At 52.3% G+C, this 21773-nt stretch carries 16 protein-coding genes; 2 read left to right on the forward strand and 14 right to left on the reverse strand.

Annotation, left to right across the window (positions count from 1 at the left end):
• Positions 1-81: 81 nt before the first annotated feature.
• From DFQ01_RS03360 to DFQ01_RS03405, 10 genes are all read right to left on the reverse strand, one after another.
• On the reverse strand, positions 82-1014 hold the full coding sequence (locus DFQ01_RS03360) for a carbohydrate ABC transporter permease (protein WP_425452358.1): 933 nt from the start codon (positions 1012-1014) through the stop codon (positions 82-84).
• A gap of 31 nt (positions 1015-1045) precedes the next feature.
• Entirely contained in the window at positions 1046-1957 is a 912-nt protein-coding gene (locus DFQ01_RS03365; protein WP_110042473.1) for a carbohydrate ABC transporter permease, read from the reverse strand.
• Complete coding sequence (locus tag DFQ01_RS03370) at positions 1954-4524, reverse strand: DUF5696 domain-containing protein (protein ID WP_110042474.1); 2571 nt, start codon at positions 4522-4524, stop codon at positions 1954-1956. The genes DFQ01_RS03365 and DFQ01_RS03370 overlap by 4 nt, the downstream gene beginning before the upstream one ends.
• Before the next feature lie 17 nt (positions 4525-4541).
• The gene (locus DFQ01_RS03375; RefSeq protein ID WP_110042475.1) at positions 4542-5168 is read right to left on the reverse strand and encodes a Yip1 family protein; all 627 of its coding nucleotides are present in this window, start codon (positions 5166-5168) and stop codon (positions 4542-4544) included.
• Positions 5158-6630, reverse strand: a complete 1473-nt coding sequence (locus tag DFQ01_RS03380; protein WP_110042476.1) for a hypothetical protein — start codon at positions 6628-6630, stop codon at positions 5158-5160. Before DFQ01_RS03380 ends, DFQ01_RS03375 begins: the two co-directional genes overlap by 11 nt.
• Before the next feature lie 17 nt (positions 6631-6647).
• A complete protein-coding gene (locus DFQ01_RS03385) occupies positions 6648-7523 on the reverse strand; it encodes a carbohydrate ABC transporter permease (RefSeq protein WP_110042477.1) in 876 nt (291 codons plus the stop codon).
• A 4-nt stretch (positions 7524-7527) separates the two neighbouring features.
• Positions 7528-8487 (reverse strand): carbohydrate ABC transporter permease, encoded by a 960-nt coding sequence (locus DFQ01_RS03390; RefSeq protein WP_110042478.1) that lies wholly within the window; start codon positions 8485-8487, stop codon positions 7528-7530.
• A 17-nt stretch (positions 8488-8504) separates the two neighbouring features.
• Entirely contained in the window at positions 8505-11393 is a 2889-nt protein-coding gene (locus DFQ01_RS03395) for an extracellular solute-binding protein (protein ID WP_110042479.1), read from the reverse strand.
• 87 nt (positions 11394-11480) lie between these two features.
• Entirely contained in the window at positions 11481-12884 is a 1404-nt protein-coding gene (locus DFQ01_RS03400; RefSeq protein ID WP_110042480.1) for an ABC transporter substrate-binding protein, read from the reverse strand.
• A 160-nt stretch (positions 12885-13044) separates the two neighbouring features.
• A complete protein-coding gene (locus tag DFQ01_RS03405) occupies positions 13045-14451 on the reverse strand; it encodes an ABC transporter substrate-binding protein (protein WP_110042481.1) in 1407 nt (468 codons plus the stop codon).
• 283 nt (positions 14452-14734) lie between these two features.
• On the opposite strand from DFQ01_RS03405, the gene DFQ01_RS03410 reads away from it, so the two are divergent.
• Positions 14735-15508, forward strand: a complete 774-nt coding sequence (locus DFQ01_RS03410; protein WP_110042482.1) for a helix-turn-helix transcriptional regulator — start codon at positions 14735-14737, stop codon at positions 15506-15508.
• Positions 15509-15575: 67 nt separating this feature from the next.
• Entirely contained in the window at positions 15576-15845 is a 270-nt protein-coding gene (locus DFQ01_RS03415; RefSeq protein WP_217490347.1) for a hypothetical protein, read from the forward strand.
• 317 nt (positions 15846-16162) lie between these two features.
• Here the strand turns inward: DFQ01_RS03415 and DFQ01_RS03420 are convergent, their stop codons facing one another.
• Genes DFQ01_RS03420 through DFQ01_RS03435 form a run of 4 tightly spaced genes read right to left on the reverse strand, consistent with a single transcriptional unit; the run spans position 16163 to position 21746 of the window.
• On the reverse strand, positions 16163-17056 hold the full coding sequence (locus tag DFQ01_RS03420) for an ABC transporter ATP-binding protein (RefSeq protein ID WP_110042483.1): 894 nt from the start codon (positions 17054-17056) through the stop codon (positions 16163-16165).
• Between the two features lie 3 nt (positions 17057-17059).
• Positions 17060-19927 (reverse strand): ABC transporter permease, encoded by a 2868-nt coding sequence (locus DFQ01_RS03425; protein WP_110042484.1) that lies wholly within the window; start codon positions 19925-19927, stop codon positions 17060-17062.
• Between the two features lie 54 nt (positions 19928-19981).
• On the reverse strand, positions 19982-21040 hold the full coding sequence (locus DFQ01_RS03430; RefSeq protein ID WP_245946502.1) for an efflux RND transporter periplasmic adaptor subunit: 1059 nt from the start codon (positions 21038-21040) through the stop codon (positions 19982-19984).
• Positions 21003-21746: an ABC transporter ATP-binding protein gene (locus DFQ01_RS03435; RefSeq protein ID WP_245946503.1), complete on the reverse strand. Its 744-nt coding sequence runs from the start codon at positions 21744-21746 to the stop codon at positions 21003-21005. Before DFQ01_RS03435 ends, DFQ01_RS03430 begins: the two co-directional genes overlap by 38 nt.
• Positions 21747-21773 lie beyond the last annotated feature (27 nt).

Raw genomic sequence — 21773 nt, forward strand, 5'->3', positions numbered from 1 at the left:
TCTGCCCTGTCACATAAGGAGGAGCGCCGACAGGTGCGGACCCTAATGGCCTTCTCCCGCAAGCGCTCCTCTTAACCAAGTTTATCCAACAATGCCTGTACGTTCAATGCTTTCAACGAAGTACCGCTGTACGAACAAGTAAATGATGACCAGCGGCAGAATCGCAAGCAGAATGCCCGTATCCTGCACCATGCTCATATAGAACGGGTCCTTGTTCGTCGCTACGCCGCCTTCCAGCATAATCGATAGATTATGCGGCAGCGAGGACAGCTGCAGCGACATCACGTTGCTGCTCGTCAGATACGTTGTCGTGAAGAAGCTGTCGTTCCACTGCCAAACGAACGAGAACAGCAGTACGGTCACGATCGCGGGAGTCGCGTTCGGCAGCATGATACGCCAGAACGTAGTGCCAACGCCTGCGCCATCAATATAAGCCGCTTCCTCCACTTCCTTCGGAATGCCGCGGAAGAATTGACGGAAGATGAAGATGTACAGGCCTGCCTTAAGCGAGCTTGCCGTCAGAGACGTCAAGACGAACGGCCAATATGAATCCAGCAGGTTGATCGACTTGCCTCCTGTCAGCAGCGGAATAAGCCCTAGCAGGTTGAAATCCTTCAGGTTCATATAGATCGGAATGAGTATCGTCGTCGGCGGAACGAGAATCGTCAATACGACGCCGAAGAACAACAATCCGCTCCCTTTGAATTTCAACCGGGCGAAGGCGTAGCCGGCGAGTGCGCAGGACGCCGCGGTCAGCAGCGTCGTCATCGTCGACAGCGAGAACGTATTGAGCAGCGTGTGCCAGTAATCCATGATCGAGATGGCTTTCTTGAAGTTATCCCATGAGTAATGCTCCGGTACATAGATGACGATCGGCGAATACAGATCGCTCTTATCTTTAATGGCAGTCGAGATCTTCTGCAGAATCGGATACAGGATGACGAAGGACAACCCTGCAATGAGCACGAGTCGAACGATCGACCAGAGCCCTCGCTTCCACGATTCAATCGACATCAATCGGGCCAATATCACACTCTCACGCTCCCTAATCTTGATAGAAGACTCTCTTCGAGATGATATACGTACTGATCGAGAGAATAATCATAATGGCGATAAAGTACAGCCAAGCCATCGCCGAGCTGAGTCCGAAGTCGAAGCTATTGAAGCCGGTCGTCTTGATCAGCTCTGTCATCTGACTGCTCGAGAACGAGTCGATGATCGTATAGATGACGTTGACGAGAATAAGCGGACTGACCATCGGAAACGTAATTTTCCAGAAGGCTTCGTACCCTGTCGCTCCTTCCATCTTGGACGCTTCGTAGAGCTGAGGCGAGATCGTCTGAATGCCTGCCAGGAAGATTAGAATCTGCACGCCCGATTGACTGACGATCGTATAAATCCGATCGACCGCTCCTGTCAAATACGCCACAATATTTTCGCTGACGCCGGCCTGCAGCATGAATCGTTCCATCTCGAACGTGCCGATGCCGCCGGATGATCCTCCGGAAGCGCTCTGCTGCACAAGCTCTTGAACGAGGCTGTTCATCTCCAGATTGGCGATAACGCCGGATGCCAGAATAACCGGCAGGAAGAAGATCGACCTTGCCAGCGCCCGACCGATGAACTTCTGGTTCAGCAGCACAGCCAAGAAAAGGCTGAATATAACGATAAGCGGCACATTGACCACCATATTAACGATCGAATCCGTTAACGTCCGGTTGAAGCTGGTGTTTACGGTCAGCGCATTCACGAAATTGTCGAAGCCGATGAACGTAATCTTCATGCCTTCCGATTTCGCTTCAATGGAGCTGAGGCTGTACCGCAGCGATGTAATTAGCGGCACAAGGAAGAAGAGAAGGAATCCGAGCAGCCAAGGCAGCACATAGAGGAAGCCCCACAGCGCCTTCTGCTCCGCGTAAGTCCGCTGCTTCATGCCGAGTTTCATTATGGATTTCAAGATTGCGCACCACCCGTCATATAGCTCTCCGCTTCCAGCAGTTTCCCGTCTACCTCAACCTGCGAGCCGTTATAGTTCACAATGACGTAAACCCCGTTCGCATATACCGTCTTGTACACGCCTTCGCTCAGCTTCTCGTGCGACGCAATCGGTTGATTAGCCACATGCTTAAGCACGTCGTTAACCTCGTGGTAGATGTCTGCCGCCTTATCCATCCACAGCTCGTAATTCACCGCATACAGTCCATTGTTCTCCGTATCCTTGACCTTATAGTTCGGCTCGTAAATCCACTCGAAATACACGCCCGATCCGTATTCCAACGATTTCAGAATATACTGCCGCTCATCGGTGTAGGAGGTTAGATTATATGGCGTGCCCGTATAGTTGATATAGCCGCGAATCACCATTTGATAGAACGGAATTTCCTCGTCTTCCAGCTTGAAGCTGCTGTTCGACATTGGCGCATCCGTAATATCGGAGAGGAATGGCAGTGCGTATGCATTGCCGCCCTGCGCCATAATGCTCATGCCGTTCTGACGAATCGTATTCAAGGCAGAGGCCGAGATGTTCTCCGATTCATCGCGGTCCACCTGCTTGCTCTTTCGATAGTCGCTGTTCAATTGGCTGCCGAGATCGCGGAGCGAAATGCCGCCTGTTTGATAGCTCTTCATGCCATTCACGATGTCGTTCACATAGTCGCCGACGATACTTGGCGAGACGACATAGGAAGGCGATTTATTGCGATCCCGGCGATTGAGCGCCATATCGAGCGGATACAGCTCGGCAACGACGCCGCGCAGCGTTCGGGAAGCATTGGACTTCTCATCGAAATCCGATCCCGTGCTCGCCTCTAGCACTGCTACATCCGGGAACAACGAAACGCCATGCTCCTGTGCATAAGCGACAAGACTCTTCAGTCCCTTGCTTCCGCCTACTGCATCGTCAACCGAAATATGATCCGGCACCTTATGATCGAGACCGCCGTTGAACCATCCCGCGTATTTGAGCTTAATGTTCGCAATATCGCGTGCTTGAACCTGGCTGATCATATCCTGCGCCTGCTTAAACGTCGTGAGCGATTCCAACGAAGTATAAGGAATGCCGATGAAATGCTTATCCTTCGCAATGCTTCCTACGAGCTGCAAGTAGAACGGAACAGCCTCCGACTTCGTTTCCTTCGTTTCCTTCGCTTCCGTCTGCTTCGCCGGCAGCCCGTCATGCTTCTCCAGATATTGCTGATAGTACTTCGCCATCCCTGAATAGCTTGCATCGCTGCCATTCAGGAACGCATATCGCACCGTCAAGTCCGTCTTCAGAGGATCCTCTTGAAAATGCGGCAGCGTCCGCTCCTGGCTGTTCGCCGTCAGCGTAACCAGTCCTTTGTTCGTCAGCGTGAACGACGGATAGACATAGTTGTAGCCGTTCAGCTTGCCGCTGATGTCCGCATTGACTGCTGCAACGGCCGCTCCTTCTTCAATAATCCCGAGAAGCGCTCCATGATTCTTAATAATGCCGAATACCGGCAGCCTTACAGCCTGCTCGTAGCTCGCGTCCTCGACCGTCTTCGTCGTCAGATCGTCGCCGTACACCAGCTGCTGATAAGCCGGATATTGGGTTTTTCCGTTGTTGAAATGAATGAGCGAGCCCGATCCATCAGGCACGAACAACGAGCCCTGTTCGTCTTTCCCGCCTGCGCCGAAGAAGCTCAGCAGCGAGATCGTCGCGATCGGATAGGCGCTAGGCGCATGAATATCCGCTTGCGGCACTTTGACGATTAGGCTGTCGCCATCCAGCGTGTACTCGATGGATGCGAAGAATATACGTGGCACAACCTTGTCTTGCGTGAAGCCAAGCTCTTGCATATCCTTCTCCAGATCTTCTTCGGTATAGCCGGCATCCTCGAACGCCTTGAACGCACGGTCCAGCTGAAGACCGTTCAGCGCGGAATCATTGCGATCGTAGGTGCCTTTGTCGGCATTCTCTTTGTACGCGATGCCCAGCGCGCGTTTGCCCGTCTTGTCGAGCTTATCGGACAGCTCCTTGAAGCGTGCCTCGCTTAACATGAGAGGCAGATCAGCGGCAGATTTCTTGGCCGTACCGAATTCATAGGTTACTTTGATCCCATTATCAATCGATTCATACTTGACCTGCTTGTATGAAACGCTGTCCGTGAACGTATTAATGGTGTTCGATTGCCCGAAGTTGTTGTAGTATTCGATGTTCAACTGCGCGGACAGCAGCGCTTTATTTACGCCTTGCGCAGTCGAGTCTTTGTCTCTCTCTGCCGGATTGCTGTACCAAATCTCACCCGACTGCTTATTCATAACGGCGATCGTGCCTGTCTGATCGTCGACGAATAAGGCCAACCGATCGTTCTGACTGATCCCCTTCATCCCGGCGACCCGATTGTCGCTGAACGTATTGCTAAGCTGAGATCCCGATTTGAAGGCAGCGACGTATTGCTCCATCTCGTCATTCTGCGCTGCTGTCTGCGAGCCGGAACAGCCTGCAAGGACAAGGCCGACCAGCAGCGTTAGGCATAGCAAGGCATTGCGGGCCATGCTCATTTCCCCTCCTCCTCTCTCTATCTCCTCAGTGCAAGCTCTTTATAGACCACGTTAACGAACGATACCATTTGCTGCGTCAGGCTGAAGAACAGCAGGCAGATGAACGCAATGAAGCCCATTGCCACAACCGTCAGCAGAATCATGCCGATCGTCTTGGATGGCGAGTATTGGTGGATCGTCATATTCCCTACGAATAAAAGGAACAACGACCAGAACACGGCGAAGCTGCTGAAGAAATAATAGAAAGCCGTTTCCTGCAAAGAGATGACCTTGCTAAGCCAAATCCATGGAAAGTTTATGACGATCAACGGCACGAGCGCGAAGCAGGTCGAAGTGAAAATGTCGACGAATCTCCCTTCGCCGTTCATCAGCGTTGTCAGCGACCAGTTCGCCACGCACCAGAATAGAACCGGAACGACCACATAAGCGATCTCCATTAGCGAGTTCATGTCATCGGGATTCATAATATTGACAATAAAACCGCTGTATTCAGAGCTTAGAATGTTCGTAATGATTAGCAGGAACAAAATGACGAACGAAATAATGACGTTATTTCGCTGCGTACGATCGTACTTTAAATCCCAAAAGCCATTAAAGGGATGCATGATGATATAGAACGGATATTTAATCAACTCACGATTCAATCGAAACACCCCTCATTCTGCGCAGCTTCTTCCTCTTCCACAGCACTCTTCCGATGAATGCCGCGATGATAACAACAACGATTCCCGTCATAATGGTTGGGAAATGCTCTCTGAGCACCTGCTTGCGATAGAGCAGGAAGGCCTTCGAATAGTTGCCGCGATCATAGCTTTCTTCAAAATAGTGCAAGGCTTCTTTGTATTCTCCTTTGCGAAGAAGGGACTTGCCGATGCCGGAATAGGCGAATTCGAGATTGGCATTCATATTGATCGTTTTGTTATAGAGCTCGAATGCCTTCTCTTCGTCTCCGCGATAATAGGCGCGAGTAGCTTCGTTCAAGGTGCGCCCGTATTCGGTCGACTTGAATACGGTAATCTCGCCGAACGCTTTGTCCAGCACGAGGAAGTCATCGCCGACGCGCTCAATGGCGACAGGCGTTTTGAACTGTCCGAGTTGGTTTCCGATTCCGCCGAAGACGTACATGAAGTGGCCGTCGCCGTTGTAGGTAAACACCCTGCCCCTAGAGCCGTCGAGAACGGAATAGATTTCGCTGTGCGTCACATCGATGTCCGTCAGCCGGGCAGGCCCTTGCTCCGTTGTATACCGAATATCGCCCTTCGGGTTGAAGTAGCCCGTTCTGCGCAAAATGTCGTTGCCCTGCGCATTCAGCTTCTTGATCGTATCGCCCCACACATCGCCGTTCGTCGCATAGATGAATCCTTCATCGTTAATATCCAGATTCGTGAACTCCGTCGGGGTGAACATGACCATCTGACTCCGCTGCGCCCTTGTCGACAGCCGTTTCCACAGCAGCTCCGTAGGGTCGACCTTCACTCTGTTCGCACCGATGAACGAGGTGAAATCGCCGTTCTGATTGAACTCCATGAAACCGTCGAATACGCCGACAGACATGACGTAAATACGATGTGCCTGATCTGCGATGACGCGCACCGGCTGGAACTTGAAGTTCGCGTTAAGCAAATCGGACTGCGGCGGGTCGATGACCTTGATGACGCTAAGGTTCGCATCCAGCTCGACAACGCGTTGATTGCCGGTATCCGCTACGATCAGCTGCTTCTGGGGTGTCACGAACAAGCCTTGCGGATTGTTGAACGTCTCCTGCTTCCCGTCACGCATAAAGGAATCGATGATACGAATTAACTTGAACTGACTATCGAACACAACGACTCGATTGTTGCCGGAATCAAGCACATAGATTTGATTGTCCGGCGTTACATGCAGATCGCTCGGATCCTTCAGCGCTCCGATGCCCAGCTCCTTGCCGTCCAATACGGTTGTAGCTTTGTAGGCCGCAGGTGCGGCAACCGTTCTTCCCCAGAATGAATAGTTGTAGGAAGACGCGCCGGTATCTGCGTATGCAAGCGTTCCACCCAAGCTGGCGCCGATCAGACAGCACAGCGCAGTCAAGAGTAGAACTCTCCATGTGTGTTTGCTCTTACGCATCGTCCAATTCTCCTCCTCTACTCTTTCATCCCGGAAGTCGCCATCGTCTGAATGACGTTGCTCTGCGAAATGATGAAGAGCGTGATCGGAACGATCATTAAGATGAGCGCGACCGCGGCGCCGACGCCGGCTCGCGCGATGCCTCCGGCCGTAATCTGTCCCAGCGCATAGTGCAGCGTCTTCAGGTTCTCGCTGTAGATGAAGTTGCCGCCGTCAGATCCCCACAGCGCCGGGAACTGAAGAATCATGAGCGTCAGCCATGCCGGCTTCACGTTCGGCATGACGATCTGCGCATAAATCCGATATTCGCTGGCACCGTCAATCTTCGCCGCTTCAAGCAGCGCATCCGGAATTTGCTCCATGAACTGTTTCATCAGAAACAGGCCTAGCGGGAACGCAAGCGACGGTATAATGATCGATGCATGCGTATTAATCCAACCTAGCCACGACATCACCATGTAGTTCGGGATCGCGGTGACGTGGCCCGTGAACATCAGTGACATAACGACGATGGAGAACAGCACTTTGGAGCCTGGGAAACGGAATTTCGCCAGTGGATAGGCAGCTGCCGACGCCAGAATGATATGGCCGACTGTCCCAACAATCGTAATGAACAGCGTATTGACGATATAACGCGACAGCGGCACCCATGAGTTGCCCATGAGAGCAACCAAGTCATAGAAGTTATCCGTCGTCGGATTGCGTACGAAGAAACGCGGCGGAAAAATGAATAGTTCATCCAGCGGCTTGAACGCATTGTTGATCGCATAGACGAGCGGCAGCACCATAAAGGCGCCGAAAACCGCTAAGAACAAGAATAGGATGAAGCTGACGGTGAAAGAGCGATTCAGCTTCCTTGGCGCACGCAAGGCGCCTAATGTTTTGGCTGCCATCTGGTCACTCCCCTACCCTTCTCAGCAGTTTCTGCGTCAGCATGTTCGTACCGAGCATGATAACGAACAGAACGGTCGCAATGGCGGACGCGTAACCCATTTCGAAGCGAATGGTGCCGTAGTCCATCAAGTGCGTGACAATCGTATGACCGGCATAGTTGACGCTCGGGAAGCCCGCTAACGCAATCGAGATGTCAGCTACGGCGAACGAGCCGGTTATTTGCATGACGGCACCGAACATAAGCTGCGGACGCATCGACGGCAACGTAATGAACCACAGCTCCTGCCAGCGGTTGCGGATGCCGTCGATCGCGCCTGCTTCGATTATCGATTTATCGATCGTCTGCAAACCCGCGATGAAGGCCAGGAAGCTCGTGCCGAGGCTTAGCCACAGCTGCACGATCATGATGATCGGCAGGATGTACTTCTCGTTCGTCAGCCACTGGATCGGCTCGAGGATGAAGCCCCATTTGATCAAGAAGCCATTCAAGTAACCATAGCGATCACCGGAGAAGACGATAAGCCAAATGAAGAAGACGTTGCCTGAAATCGATGGCGCATAGAACACGAGCGTCATGATAGCTCTCACCTTAGGCGAGAGCTCATTGATGATCCACGCGAATAAGAAGCAGGCAATATAACTGATTGGGCCGCTGAAGACCGCGAAGAGAAACGTATTCCTCATTGCGATCATGAACACGTCATCGTTAAGCAGCAACCGTGAATAGTTCTGCCAGCCGATGAAGCGAGGAAACTCAAGCATATTGAAGTAGAAGAAGCTGAGCGTGATTGAAATAACGACTGGAATAACGGTGAAAGCAAAGAAAATTAGCATGTAGGGACTCATCAGAATGTAATAATGCTTATTTTTCTTCAGCTCACGCATCAGATTGGCCAGCTTCGAATGCTTCTTCGGATGGACGAGGTCAGTTGAGACAGCGGGACTGATTGTTTCGGCTTGCATCGCATTCCACCCCCTAACTATTGGTCTAGATTGAATTCTTGCCGTTTGACCGTAATCTCGTCATTCATGTAGAGAATGTAATCCAACAACGCTTCGCGCGGATTCTCATTCGCATTGACGACTTTACGGAATGCATTATCGAGGTGACGGCCTGTGAAGTAGCCGCCAGGAACTTGCGGAATGCCTTTCACCCACTGCCACTGCTCTTCGAGATTGCGATAGTCCTTGACAGGCCAAGGCAGCTCCTCGAGCGCCTCGACATTCGCTGTCGGATAGCGCGCCGCTTCGCCCATCAGACCTTCCATCTCGCGGCCATAAGCGATTTGCGTCTCCTTGGAGGTCCACCATTTCATAAATTCCCAAGCGGCATCCTTGTCCTTCGCATTCTTCAGCATCATGACGCCGGTCGTATGGCTTGCTACCGCATGGTCGACCGTTCCATCGGCCTGTTCCGTACCTGGTACGATCGTGAAATCCCACAATCCCTTAATTTCCGGCGCAAGAACGGTGAGCATGTTATACGTCGTATAATCCGCAATGCCGATCGGCATCTCGCCCGTACGGAAACGGTTCGGGAAGTCTGCGATCAACGGGAACTTGTAGTTCGTATAGAACTGCGTCCATTTCTTGAATACGTTCATGGCGATATCCGAATCCAGCGCGCTGCTCTTGCCGTTATCGCGATAGAATTCGCCGCCGTTCTGATAGAGCAGCGCCGAGAACGTCGCATTCGGCACGATGTTGGCGTTGCCTTGTTCGATCGGCAGCCAGAACTCCATGTTGTGCTTCTGCAGCACGGAGATCATATTGTAGATGTCCTGCCACGTCTTGGGCACTTCGAGTCCAAGCTCCTTCAGAATGTCTTTGCGATAGAACAGCATCGGGAACGACTGCTGCTCCGGCAGAGCATACGTACCGCCTCCGTAGCGATATGGCGTTAAGCCGCTCTCGCGGAAACGGGAAGCGATCTGGTCATAATCCGGGAACTGCTTAAGATCGGCTGCCGCATCCCGCATCGCATAGTTGACCGGCACATCCTCGCCGATCTGCATGGCAACGTCCGGCCCTTCGCCGGCAAGCGTTGCCGGAAGGAGAATGTTCGCCGGAACGAGCTTCAAGCTGACGGATATATTCGATTCCGGCGTGAACGTCTCGTCGATCAGGTTCTTGAGCACCTGTGCCTGATCCCGTCCAGTCGTAATCCACACCGTCGTCGATCGGTTCTTCTTGCCTGTATTGCCAATGCTGTCATAGTCCTCCGTGTAGGAAGCCACTAGGCCGCCAAGCTCATGCTTCACATCTTGCATGAACGTTGCTTGGGCATGCGGAAGCTTATAACCAGGCGAAGAGATGGCCAAATAATCAAGCGTAATCGGTTGTTCGCGCACGGTGAGTATCCAAGTGCCCAGACCGCCGATGTTGACCTTAAAGGAGGACAGCCGTCCCGGAATCGTCTCCGGCTTCTTCACCATGTCATCCAATTGCTTAACGAGCGTATAGAGCACCGATACTTTATCGCTTCGCTCGCCCGTCATTTGCTCTAGATAAGCCGCTACGCTTGCGATTGTCTTGGATTGCTCTTGGAACACTTGAATCATGTCCGGAATTCGTTTCTCCAGTTGATAGTCGCGAAGCGTATCCGGCGAATTCGATGTAATCATAATGATTTTGCGATACATCTCGTTCAATTGGAGAACGCTCGACTCGATCGTCTGGAGCAGCGGCGCGATTTCGCCGAGCGATACCGTCATCCGAATGCGATGCGTCCCCTTGGTCAAATGGAACAAATACGGCTCGTCTTCCCCATTGCCGAGCACGTCATTGCTCCAATCCATTCCAAAGTCGAAGCGCAGCCGCTTCATCTCCTTGAACGGATATTCGCCATCGATCGTAAGGCTCCGCGTCGCGAATATGCCGCGCAGCTGATCCTGCTTCTCCTTCAATGCGATTTGATACAAACCATCCGTTGGCGCTTCGAACTCCCATTCGATCCACTGGCCCGGTAGCTTCCAGTTCAAACCGCCGATCGTGTTAATTCTTAGCTTGGATACATCGTATGGGATGACTGTCGGGCTCGACCTGTCGGTCAACGGATATAGGGTCGGAGAGGACTTGTAGACGGCATTCTCCGCCTGAATGAGAACATACTGATGGTCGACAGGCTTCAGCCCTTCAGCCTCATATTCGCTCTTCAGTTCTGCATACGTCTTCACGTCAGAATTGCGATACAACTCGATATAATCGATAGCCATCGGCTCGCGCAGTGCTGTCAGCTTCAGGCTCTGTGTACCCTTATCGAAATAAAACGCATAAGGTTCGTCGTAATAGCCATTACGATCCGATACGGATTCGGTCTGCCATATCGGCGTCTCGATTTGTCTTGGACGCAGGTCGTTGTCTCTGTCATCACGCTTAATTTCATCGGACTGATTGCCCCATACGCGATCGAAGGTTACGATATCCGCACCGCTGAACGGGACTTGATTATTGATCTCAATCTGACGTTCAATTGCGGAGCTCTTGCCCTCGAGAGGCAAATAGCGAACTCGAATGTTATAAAGCCCTGCCTGTTCAATCGGTATATCCCAACTGATCGATCCTTCTTCCGGCGTTACGACCGCCTTTGCATCCTGCACGTCGACGACCTGAAAGCCATCTCCCTCTGCAGCCTTATAACTCTCGCCTTCTATACGAATGACGCTGTCCGGACGGCTTGCTGCTTCATGGTTTTTCAAGTACATGTCATAGCTGTCGTCGCTAGTTGCCGCAGTAACAGCAGTAAAATCAGCCATCGCTTGAACGCGTACATTGTCGGATGAACTCGAAGGGTAGAACGCCCAAATCGACATTAATAACACAGCGAGAACCAGTATGACGACGACGTAGCTCTTCTTTCTGAAGTTCACTCTTCTCCCTCCTGCAGCGAAAGACATAAAATGTACAGTCCCCATTAGAACCTTCTAAATGGGGACTGCTCTTTAGTGCTATCAAACTTACTTTTTGTAAATTTTGTCGATCGCCGATTGGAACACCGATTTGTACTTCTCGATGACTGTCGATACCGATGTGCCGCCGTTCAACTCGCCAGCGAAATCATAGTATTTCAGGTCCGGCATGAACGTATTGTGGTCAAGCACGCTCAGATTTGCCTGAACAAGCTTGGCATTCTCGATATCGTCCTCGTTCGAGAAGTTCGTTTCGAGCGACGCTTGGCTTGGGTAGTCGTACATCGAGTCGATGTCGTTCATTTTCTCCCAGATGTACATCAGCTTGTCGGGATCTTTAACGCCTTTCGGAATCGTCAGCGCTTGCAGTGCCGGCTCGTACGAGTGGAACGTGGATGCGCTTGGACCTTTAGGGAACGGTACGAAACCGATATCCGCATCCGGCATATCCGTCTTCAAGCCGCCGATCTCATACATAGCGCCTGCATACATGAGCGTATTGCCTTGACGGAAAAATTGGCCCGGCTCCGTCCAGTCGCCGCCTTCTGTCGGTCTGTTGACTTTGTCGACAATAACTTTCTGTGCAAACGTCAGCGCCTCGATCGTCTTCGGATCGTCAAGGTTCTGCTTGTCTTCCTTCGTCAGGCTAGCTTCGTTGGACATCAGTGCCTGATCGAGGAGGCTGTTGTTTGCTAGACCCCAAGTGTCGAGCTTGCCGTCATTGTTCGTATCCTTATTCGCTTCCTTCGCGGCTTGAACGAACGTATCCCAGTTCCAGTTGCCTTCTGTGACATAGTCCTGCAGCGGCTTCATGCCGAGCTCGTTCATTAGCTTGCGGTTGTAGAAAATACCTTGAATGAGTGCGCCTTGGTCTTCTGTGAAGCCATAACCGCGGCCATTATAGGTGTATAGCTCATTCGTCATTTTCTGATTGAACACATTCGTATTTTTCGTGTATTCATCGATCGGCAGCAGCAAATCTTGTTTTGTCAGCGTAGGCACCGTGTACGTTTTGCCTAGGCGCACAATATCGCCAAGCGGCTGGCCCGACAGCAGCGATGCCGTTACCTTCTGTTGATATTCGCCGAAATCAATCGCAACGAACTCCATTTTGAAGTTATGCTTCTTCTCTAACTCTTCAAGGTTCTTCTTCTTCTGAATATTGTCAGGGTTGTCCTCGCCTGGCGTCATATCCCACCAAGATACAACTTTAATCGTACGGCCTCCGAGATCGAAGTCCATGTCCGGCGTCTTGTACGCTGCATCGTCCGCAGCTGCGTCCGCACCGTCGTCGGCAGCATCATCGCCTGCCGCTTCCGTGTTCGCTGCTTGATCGGTCGTGCTTTGGCTGGCGGAATCGGTTCCTTTGCTGCCTTCGTCCTTGGAGCCGCTGCCGCATGCTGACAGAACCAGCATCATTGCGGCCGTCAGCATCAACATTTTTTTACGCATTTTTTGTCCCCCTGTTTAGAAAAATGGAACTTACACGACAAAGTGTAGCGTTTACAATTGAGATGCAACAACCTGTCGTAACTTAGTTGTTGTACCCGTCAAAATATAGGGCTGTCTGATAAATTTCCAAATGAAGACTACACTCTAAGCGTGCTGGAACTTACTTTTTGTAAATTTCATCGATCGCCGATTGGAAGACCGGTTTGTACTTCTCGATAACCGTCGATACCGACGTGCCGCTGTTCAGCTCGCCGACGAAATCATAATACTTGAGGTTCGGGAACGTATTATGGTCGAGCACCAGCAGGTTTGGCTGAACCATTTTTGCGTTATTGATATCGTCTTCGTTCGAGAAATTCGATTCGAAGGAAGCTTGACCCGGGTAATCGTATACCGAATCGACGTCGTTTATTTTTTCCCAAATGTACATCAGCTTGTCTGGATCTTTAACGCCTTTCGGAATCGTCAGCGCTTGGAGCAGACCCTCGAAAGAGTGATACGTGGACGCGCTTGGCCCTTTAGGGAACGGGACGAACCCGATATCCGCATCCGGCATATCCGTCTTGATGCCGCCGATTTCCCACATCGCGCCGGCATACATAAGCGTGTTGCCTTGACGGAAAAATTGACCTGGCTCGGTCCAATCTCCGCCTTCCGTAGGTCTAGGGACTTTCTCGGTCATCAGTTTCGATTCGAAGTTAAGCGCTTCCAACGTTTTCGGATCATCAAGGTTTTGCTTGTCATCCTTCGTCAAGCCTGTTTCATTGGACATGAGCGCAAATTCAACCAAACCGTTGTTCGCCAGACCCCAAGTGTCAAGCTTGCCGTCATTGTTCGTATCCTTGTTCGCTTCCTTTGCAACTTGGACGAACGTATCCCAGTTCCAGTTGTTTTCATTGACATAGTCCTGAAGCGGTTTCATGCCGAGCTCATTCAACAACTTGCGGTTGTAGAAAATGCCTTGAACAAGATTCGCCTGATCTTCGGTAAACCCATAACCGCGTCCATTGTACGTATACAGTTCATTCGTCATGGTTTGATTGAAGACGTTCGCGTTCTTCGTATACTCATCGATCGGGGTCAGCAAATCCTGTTTCACGAGCGTAGGCACCGTGTATGTTTTGCCCAAACGTACAATATCGCCGATCGGTTGGCCCGACAGAAGCGACGCCGTGACCTTCTGTTGATACTCGCCATAGTCAATAGCGATGTACTCCATTTTGAAATTGTGCTTCTTCTCTAATTCCTCCAAGTTCTTCTTTCTCTGAATATTGTCCGGGTTGTCCTCGCCGATTGTCATATCCCACCAGGATACAACCTTGATGACACGTCCGCCGAGATCGAAATCCAAGTCTGGCGTTTTGTAAGCTGCATCGTCCGCCGTTGCATCTGTGCCGTCGTCGGTTGCCGCATCTTCGCCTGTTGCGTCCGTGTTCGTTGCTTGGTCGGTCGTGCTCTGGTTAGCGGAATCTGTTGCTTTGCTGCCTTCGTCCTTGGAGCCGCTGCTGCCGCATGCCGACAGAACCAGCATCATTGCAGCCGTTAGCATCAACCATTTTTTACGCATATTCGTCCCCCCGTATGAGAAATGGAACTTGCACAGCAAGAGTGTAGCGCTTACATTCGGAAGGCAACAACCTGTCGTAACTTAGTTGTTGCACCTGCCTAAATATAGGTGTTCCGAATCGGGCAGCCATTCCTTTACGCGAAAATGATGATGAGGTAAACATCTGCTAGCGATGCAAAGAAAAGCACGTTGTTTGGCTGCCCCCCGATTTCACATAATGAAAAAGTAATGACTGATACCGGTTACAAAAAAAAGGGATCATCGTAAGAGGGGGGTAATCATCGTGTATAAGGTGCTGCTAGTCGATGCTGCCGGGCAATCCAAGGACACGACGATCGATTTGCTAGCGTGGAGAGAATTAGGGTTTTCCTTGGATGACCATGCTTCAACGCGAACGGAAGCGATGCTCATGTTCGCCAACCTGCCGTACGCACTTGTGCTTATCAATATGAACATTTCGCAAGAAGAAGGAATTCGCCTCTGCGAGCAAATTAGAGAAACGAGCCGCGTGCCCATTATTCTGCTTGGCGGAGGGAACGACTTCCAACTCGCTCGAAAAGCGATGTGCTATCAAGTCAGCGATTACCTGCCGGATCCCATTGCGCCTGACGAATTGCAAGCAAGCCTGCACCGAGTCGAACGGGAGCTGGAGGAATTCATCGGCTCAGAAGGTAAAGCGCTTACAATGTCATCGATCAATATGCTGACTGCTGCTGCTGCCCCTTCTTCTTCGAATATCATTGATAAAGTGAAGGAATTCGTTGAAGAATCGCTCCATCAGAACATTACGCTCAAGGAAATCTCGAATATTTTCCACTTCAACTATTCCTACCTCGGTCAGAAGTTTAAGAGCCATGAGAATATGACGTTCAATGAATATCTCCTTCGACAGCGGATGGAGAAAGCCAAACACTTGTTGGAGCACACCGATATGAAAATTTATGAAATCGCGAACGAGGTCGGCTATACGGAAATGGATTGGTTCTACAAGAAGTTCAAATCGTATACGGGTGTAAGCGCTAACGAATTCAGGAAGATGATTTCGATTACAGCCTAATCGTTTATAATAGAACAAACTACGCGCTAAGAGGTGTACCCAAGAATGAATAAGCAGGCAGCGGACATTGCAGCTAACGAAATGCCCGAAGGAACGCAAACGATATATGCGGAGTTCTCAGAGCCTTTACAGCGAACAAACGGACGAGGTCAGCGCGGTAGTCGACTACTATGGCGTTTCGGATCTGCTGACGCTAGGGAAGTACAACGATATTCTTGATCATGACGCCGCCGACTCTCCGGAGGGACTGCTTATCGGCGGAAGCGTGCCGGAGCATATCGACATAGCGAAGAAAGCAGCCGGGCATTGTCCTCTTGGAATAACGATTTATTCGTAGGCGAAGGGTTCCCGTCCGAATCCGGGGTCGATATTATTATTTATAGATGGGTGCAATAAGAGGATAATCTCTGATAATCTCTGATAATCTCGGTTTACAAATAAGATTACATAAGTGCAAGCTGACGTCGATTAGGCGTCAGCTTGTTTGTGTGAGCCAAGTTGATCATATAAAGAAAACTGCCCTCTCGAACGCAAACGTCACCAACCAGTTCGTTTCGAGAGAAGCAGTTATATCAGCAGCTGCGCGAGATGCAGCAGCGCTTATTCCAGTAGCTTGACGATGCGTTGCACCGTATGAATGGATGTGTCCATCCGTCAGCCGGTCTTCGTCTCCTCGGATGGATACAGCACAATGCGGCCATCCTCCACTTCGACGCGTACCTTGTTGCTGTCCTTGAAGCTGGCCATATCCAGATAGCCGGCCGGAATTTGCAGCCGTCCCGCCTTGTCCAGCACCGCATATTCGATATGGCTCTCCGGCTCCTGCTCCGATTGCTCCGAATCCAGCTGCGACAATTCGTCGGCATAGGATACTCGCCGAATCATTTCCGCGCTTGTCTTGCCGTCGCGAATCTGAACGACGCGATCTACCTTTCGAGCCAGCTGCGGATCATGCGTAACGATCACGATCGTAATGCCGATCGTACGGTTCAGCGTCCGAAACAGATCGAGCACCTGGTTGGACGTCTTCGTATCGAGCGAGCCGGTCGGCTCGTCGGCCAGCAATAGACGCGGCTCATTCGCTAGCGCGATGGCGATCGCGACCCGCTGCTGCTCGCCGCCGGACAGCTCGCTCAGTCGATTCTTCACCCGATGGCTAAGGCCGACAGCGTCGAGCAGCTCCAGCGCGCGAATGCGCCGGCGTCTGCCGCGCAGCAGCATCGGGAGCTCGACATTCTCGAGCGCGGTCAAGTAGGGAATGAGGTTGCGCGCATTGTTCTGCCACACGAACCCGACCGATTCCCGCTTATATTTCACCAAATCCCGCTCTCGGAACGTCAACAGATCTTTATCGTCTACGAACAACTTGCCGGCTGACGGCTTGTCAAGGCCGCCAAGCATATTAAGAAGCGTCGACTTGCCGCTGCCGGAATTGCCGATGATCGCCATCAGCTCTCCCTTCTCCACCGTCAAGTCAAGCCCCTGCAGGGCAACGACCTCCAGATCGGCTGTCTTGTAGATCTTCACAAGCCCTTCGCAATGAATCATAGGCTACTCCTCTCCCAGCTTCAGCGCTTGCGAAATTCGGATACGGGACATCCGGAAGCTAAGGATGAGCAGCCCGATCGTCAGCATAATGCCGATAATGCTGTACAAGTGCAGATAATCGCTGAGCTGATACGTAATCGTGAACGGCGGCACCTGATCGGCTGTCTGGAACGACATCGAGAACAGCGGAATGAACAGCTCGCTGATCATGCCGCCGATCAGGACGCCGATGATCACTGCCGCACCCGAGGTGAGCAGTTGCTCGCTTACGAGCATGCCGATAATTTGCAGGAACGGGATGCCCATCGCCCGCAATACGCCATATTGAAGCGTTCGGCCCGACAAGGTAAGCACCCAGAAGAGCAGGAAGCCGAAGAAGCTGATCAGCATCGAGATGACGAAGCCAAGCGTCATGACGCCGTTAATCGCCAGCCGGAACGGGTCATTCTTGGACAGCACCAGCTGCTGCGATGCATCGCGAAGACTCGTCACCTTCCTATCCTTCAGCTCATCGTAGATTTGATCGCTGGATACGCCCGGCTTCAGCTTCAGCCATACTTCGTACGGCTCAACGGCGAGTCGGTTCTGAATCGTATCGAGATGACCGACGATTAAGTTCGGCTGCTCGACCTTCGACTTGCCGTCGCTGCGCCCCGGCAGCGGATTCCAAGTCGGCCAATAATCAATAATGCCATAGACCGTGAACTGCGCCCGATCCAGCGAGTCCCAATAGACATTGATCGGATCGCCAGGCTTCAGATTCGCCTGCTCCGCGATGGAACGCGAGATCAGCACGGCTTTCGGATTCGACGCAATCAGATTCAGATAGCTGTTGATCGGATAATCCAGCAGTCCGTCCTTCATCCAAGCCGTGCTGCCGAATTCCTTGGTGTCGATGCCGATTAGCGTCGTTGCTCCATTCTTGTCATTGCTGCTTATGCTGTATCGAGCCCCCGCCTTCTTGAACACCCGCGCTGCGGATTCCACGCCGTTCAGCTGCTGGAATGGCACGAATGGCGGCTCTGTGTACTGCACCCGTTTATTCGATATCGCTGCTTCGGTCTGCTGCTGTCCCGTCTGAGCCTGAGACGCCGAGAAGACCGGCGCATCGCTCTGCCAACGCGTCGTCAGCGCAATGTCCGCTCCGATGGCGTATTGAATTCGGCTCTCCATGTTGTCATTGATCGTTCGAGCCGCATTGGCGCTGAACAGTCCCGTAGCGACGGTCATAATGAGGAATACTTTGATCGTCAGATACTGTCCGGACGAACGGCTGATCACGACCAGCGTATTGTACAGTGCTGGCGGCCACCACCTACGCCCCAACCAGTAAACGAGCCGAATGAACCACGGATAGACGCGAAGCACAAGCAGCCCCGCTCCAAGCGAGAAAATCGCCGGCATGAGGAACAGCAACGGGTCGATCTGCAGCGAATCCGAATCAAGCGCAAGCCTCTCCAGATCCGCTTGCCGATTATTAAAGCTGCGCAGCAGATAGATCGCAATGGCGACTAGCGCAATATCGATGCCCGCCTTATGCCAGAACGACAGCTTGGTCAGCCGCGCCATCTGCCGTTTATGATCGACGATGCTCACTCTCGTTGCGCGATACGCCGGAATAAGAATAAGAATGATGGCGCCTGCCACAGCCAGGGCTGCCGTTCGGTACGCCCCGCTGGTCAAGGTAACATCAAGCGCAGAGCGCTGGACGAATTCCAGGAAGCCGTTCGATGCCCCGAGCACCTTCGTGAAGCTGACGCCCAGATAAGGTCCTGCGGCCAGCGCGCTTAGTCCAAGAATCAGACTCTCCAGCGTATAGGCGGCCATAATTTGCAGTCTGCTCGCGCCACGGCTTCGGAGCACCGAGATTTCCGTCTTCTGGCGCTCAATGATCAGGTTCGCCGTCATGAACAGATAGAAGGCGAGCATGAGCATAACGGGCGAATACAGCGAGATCATCATGACATTGAGCTTACCTTCTTTGCCCGCATACGAGGAGATCGTGTCTCTCGCCGGAATATTGATTTCCTCGGAGCCGAGCCTGCCGCGAAAATAGCGTCTTATCTCGGCATCGGCTTTCACGAATTGCTCGATATTGCCGACCTTGAGCTGCTCGTAATTAACCGCAAGCCGCCATTCCACTTCGGACAAGCGCAGTTTGCGGCCGACTGTAAACTCTCGATCAAATACGGAGAGCGGGATCAAGAGACCGTCCGGATTATCGGTCGTCAAATAAGGCAGGTAAGGATCAGCCGTCTTATCCGTGTCCATCGTCCCTACGATGATGACGCGGAATCTGGCTCCGTCTCCCTCCATCGATTCCGCAATCAGCGCATCGCCAACCTTCCGCTTGGTTGCGAGCTGAAACTTCTGCGTCGCGAGCGCTTCGATTACGCCATCCGTACGATCGACCGGCATGCGGCCATCGATCAAATGGACACGCTTCTCCAGATCGGACAGCGTCTTGAAGCCGCCGATCGTGTTAAGCGTCTTGATCTCCAGTTCAGAAGCGTCAGCGCCGTAAACCTTCATTTTCTGCGTAAAACGTTGTTGATAGAACGACAATCCATCCAACCCCAGCTTGCCTGGGATCGTCTTCACATATCGATCAGCCTTCTGAATGGCGGCCGTCGTCTTCTCTGTCATTGTCTCCGCCGAAATCGTCGACTCGATCCGCACATACCCCGGATACACTTGCTGCTGCGCTTGTACCGACTGAAGCTCTTTCAACAACGTCCTCTCCAGAATGGCCTTGGAATACAGCGGCATCGAACTGAACAAAGCGACGCACACCGTAAGCCCCAGCCATAGATTCAGCTGCAGCCATTTGTTCTTCGCCATTTTGCGGAGGATCATCGTCCATAAGGCCATACCGTACACCCCGTCCTTGCGCCCGGCTGCACCGGGCCTTCAATGTTGTTTCCATTAATTGTTGAGGATGACCTGCTGCCCTTCCTCGACGCCTTTCACAATTTCCACGTCCGTCGCCGTCATCAAGCCTACTTCAATATCCACCTCTTTGCGGCGATCGCCATCCGCGATCTGCACGTAGAAACGGTTCATATAAGACCGTATGGCCGATCGCGGCAGAACGATGACATTCTGACGCTTCTGCAGGTCGATCGTCATCTCGGCGCTATCCCCGACCTTCGCATCCGCCGGCGCATTGTCAATGCTCATATAGACCGTCACCGCATTGGTCTGCGCTTTGTTCGGGTCCGTCGCAATCGGCACATTGGATGGCGCCTGCACGACCTTACCCGTATATTCGACTCCCCGGTATTTCAGTTGAACGGGCATCCCCGCCTTCACTTGCGTCAGCTCTTTGCTGTCGGAGGCAGCATAGGTAAGCTGCAGCTGGGACGGGTCGGCAATGGAAACGATGTTCTGATAGGCGTTGACATAATCCCCGGCATTCATCTTCTCGACGAATGTCACGACCCCCGAGATCGGCGAATAAAGACGCGATTTCGCTAGTCGGTTCATCATATCGTCAAGCGACATCTTCTCCCGCTTCAGATCAAGCTCCCGCAGCTTCAAGTCCGTGTCGCTGGCACCGGATTTGATCGACTGGCTAAGCAGCAGCTGCGCTTTCTCGACATTGATCTGCTGCAGGCTGATCTGATATTCCAAATCTCCCGTTTCGATCTCTGCGACAAGATCGCCGGCCTTCACCTCTTGCCCTTGTGTGACAGGAATCGCCTTCAATCGTCCGCCAGATTCCTTGAACGAGAGATTCGCTGCCGTTGCAGACACGAAATTCGCCGTGCCGCGAAGCGCCGTCTGAATATCGCCTTTGCCGGCTTTTACTACGTCGAACTGCTCCTGCGCCGGCTCCACGAGCGGCGGCTGCAGCACCTCCTGCTCGACAGGGAGAAGCGCGCAGCCGGAAAGCGCCAGAGACATCATCAGCAGAACGGCAGCCTGCTTCGCATGACGCTTGCGTTTAGACGAGCGGTGATTCGTTGGTCGTGAAAGATACAATTCGTCCATCCTCCAATGCAATAACATGATCAACAAGCTCCATAATGTCAGGATCGTGCGTCGTGAGAACGACCGTCATGCCGGTCCGGTTCACCAGCTCCCGGAAAACGCGCATGACCTGCAGCCCCATTCGGCTGTCCAGCTCTGCGGTCGGTTCGTCAGCGATCAGCAGGACAGGCTCGTGTGCAATCGCACGCGCGATTGCGACACGCTGCTGCTCTCCCCCGGACAGCTCAGGCGGGCGATGCTTCATGCGCTCCTTCATGCCGACAAGCGTGAGCGCTCGCTCCGCCGCCTCGCGATTGCCCTTCACCTTCGCCCCTGCGATGCGCAATCCGAACTCTACATTCTCGTAGGCCGACATAAGCGGGATTAATCCGAAGGACTGAAATACGAGACCAATCTCCTTGCGCCTAAGCGAATTGCGCTCCGATACAGACAGGCTTGTTATTTCTCGCCCTTGGAAGAACACCTGACCATCCGTCGGCTCATCCAATGCACTCAATATATTAAGCAGCGTGGTCTTGCCAGAGCCCGATCGGCCCTTAAGCGCCACGATCGATCCCGCCGGAATATCGAAATGAATATCAGCCAGCGCAATAACGGCTGCATTGCCTCGACCGAATACCCGCTTAATGCCCTTCGCTTGCAAGATCGTTGATCCCCGATGTAATGCCGTATTCAGCGTCTCTTCCTTTACGGGCACCGCCGTTACCCCCTTTTCAAACCTGTT

Origin of the sequence: Paenibacillus cellulosilyticus, from assembly GCF_003182255.1 — a bacterium.
In the GTDB taxonomy this organism is placed as follows: Bacteria; Bacillota; Bacilli; order Paenibacillales; family Paenibacillaceae; genus Paenibacillus_T; species Paenibacillus_T cellulosilyticus.

Excerpts from the sequence above, each read along its gene's own strand:
- DFQ01_RS03360 (WP_425452358.1), bottom strand. The coding sequence starts at position 1,014 with ATGTCGATTGAATCGTGGAAGCGAGGGCTCTGGTCGATCGTTCGACTC.
- DFQ01_RS03370 (WP_110042474.1), bottom strand. The coding sequence starts at position 4,524 with ATGAGCATGGCCCGCAATGCCTTGCTATGCCTAACGCTGCTGGTCGGC.
- DFQ01_RS03380 (WP_110042476.1), bottom strand. The coding sequence starts at position 6,630 with ATGCGTAAGAGCAAACACACATGGAGAGTTCTACTCTTGACTGCGCTG.
- DFQ01_RS03385 (WP_110042477.1), bottom strand. The coding sequence starts at position 7,523 with ATGGCAGCCAAAACATTAGGCGCCTTGCGTGCGCCAAGGAAGCTGAAT.
- DFQ01_RS03390 (WP_110042478.1), bottom strand. The coding sequence starts at position 8,487 with ATGCAAGCCGAAACAATCAGTCCCGCTGTCTCAACTGACCTCGTCCAT.
- DFQ01_RS03400 (WP_110042480.1), bottom strand. The coding sequence starts at position 12,884 with ATGCGTAAAAAAATGTTGATGCTGACGGCCGCAATGATGCTGGTTCTG.
- DFQ01_RS03405 (WP_110042481.1), bottom strand. The coding sequence starts at position 14,451 with ATGCGTAAAAAATGGTTGATGCTAACGGCTGCAATGATGCTGGTTCTG.
- DFQ01_RS03420 (WP_110042483.1), bottom strand. The coding sequence starts at position 17,056 with ATGATTCATTGCGAAGGGCTTGTGAAGATCTACAAGACAGCCGATCTG.
- DFQ01_RS03425 (WP_110042484.1), bottom strand. The coding sequence starts at position 19,927 with ATGGCCTTATGGACGATGATCCTCCGCAAAATGGCGAAGAACAAATGG.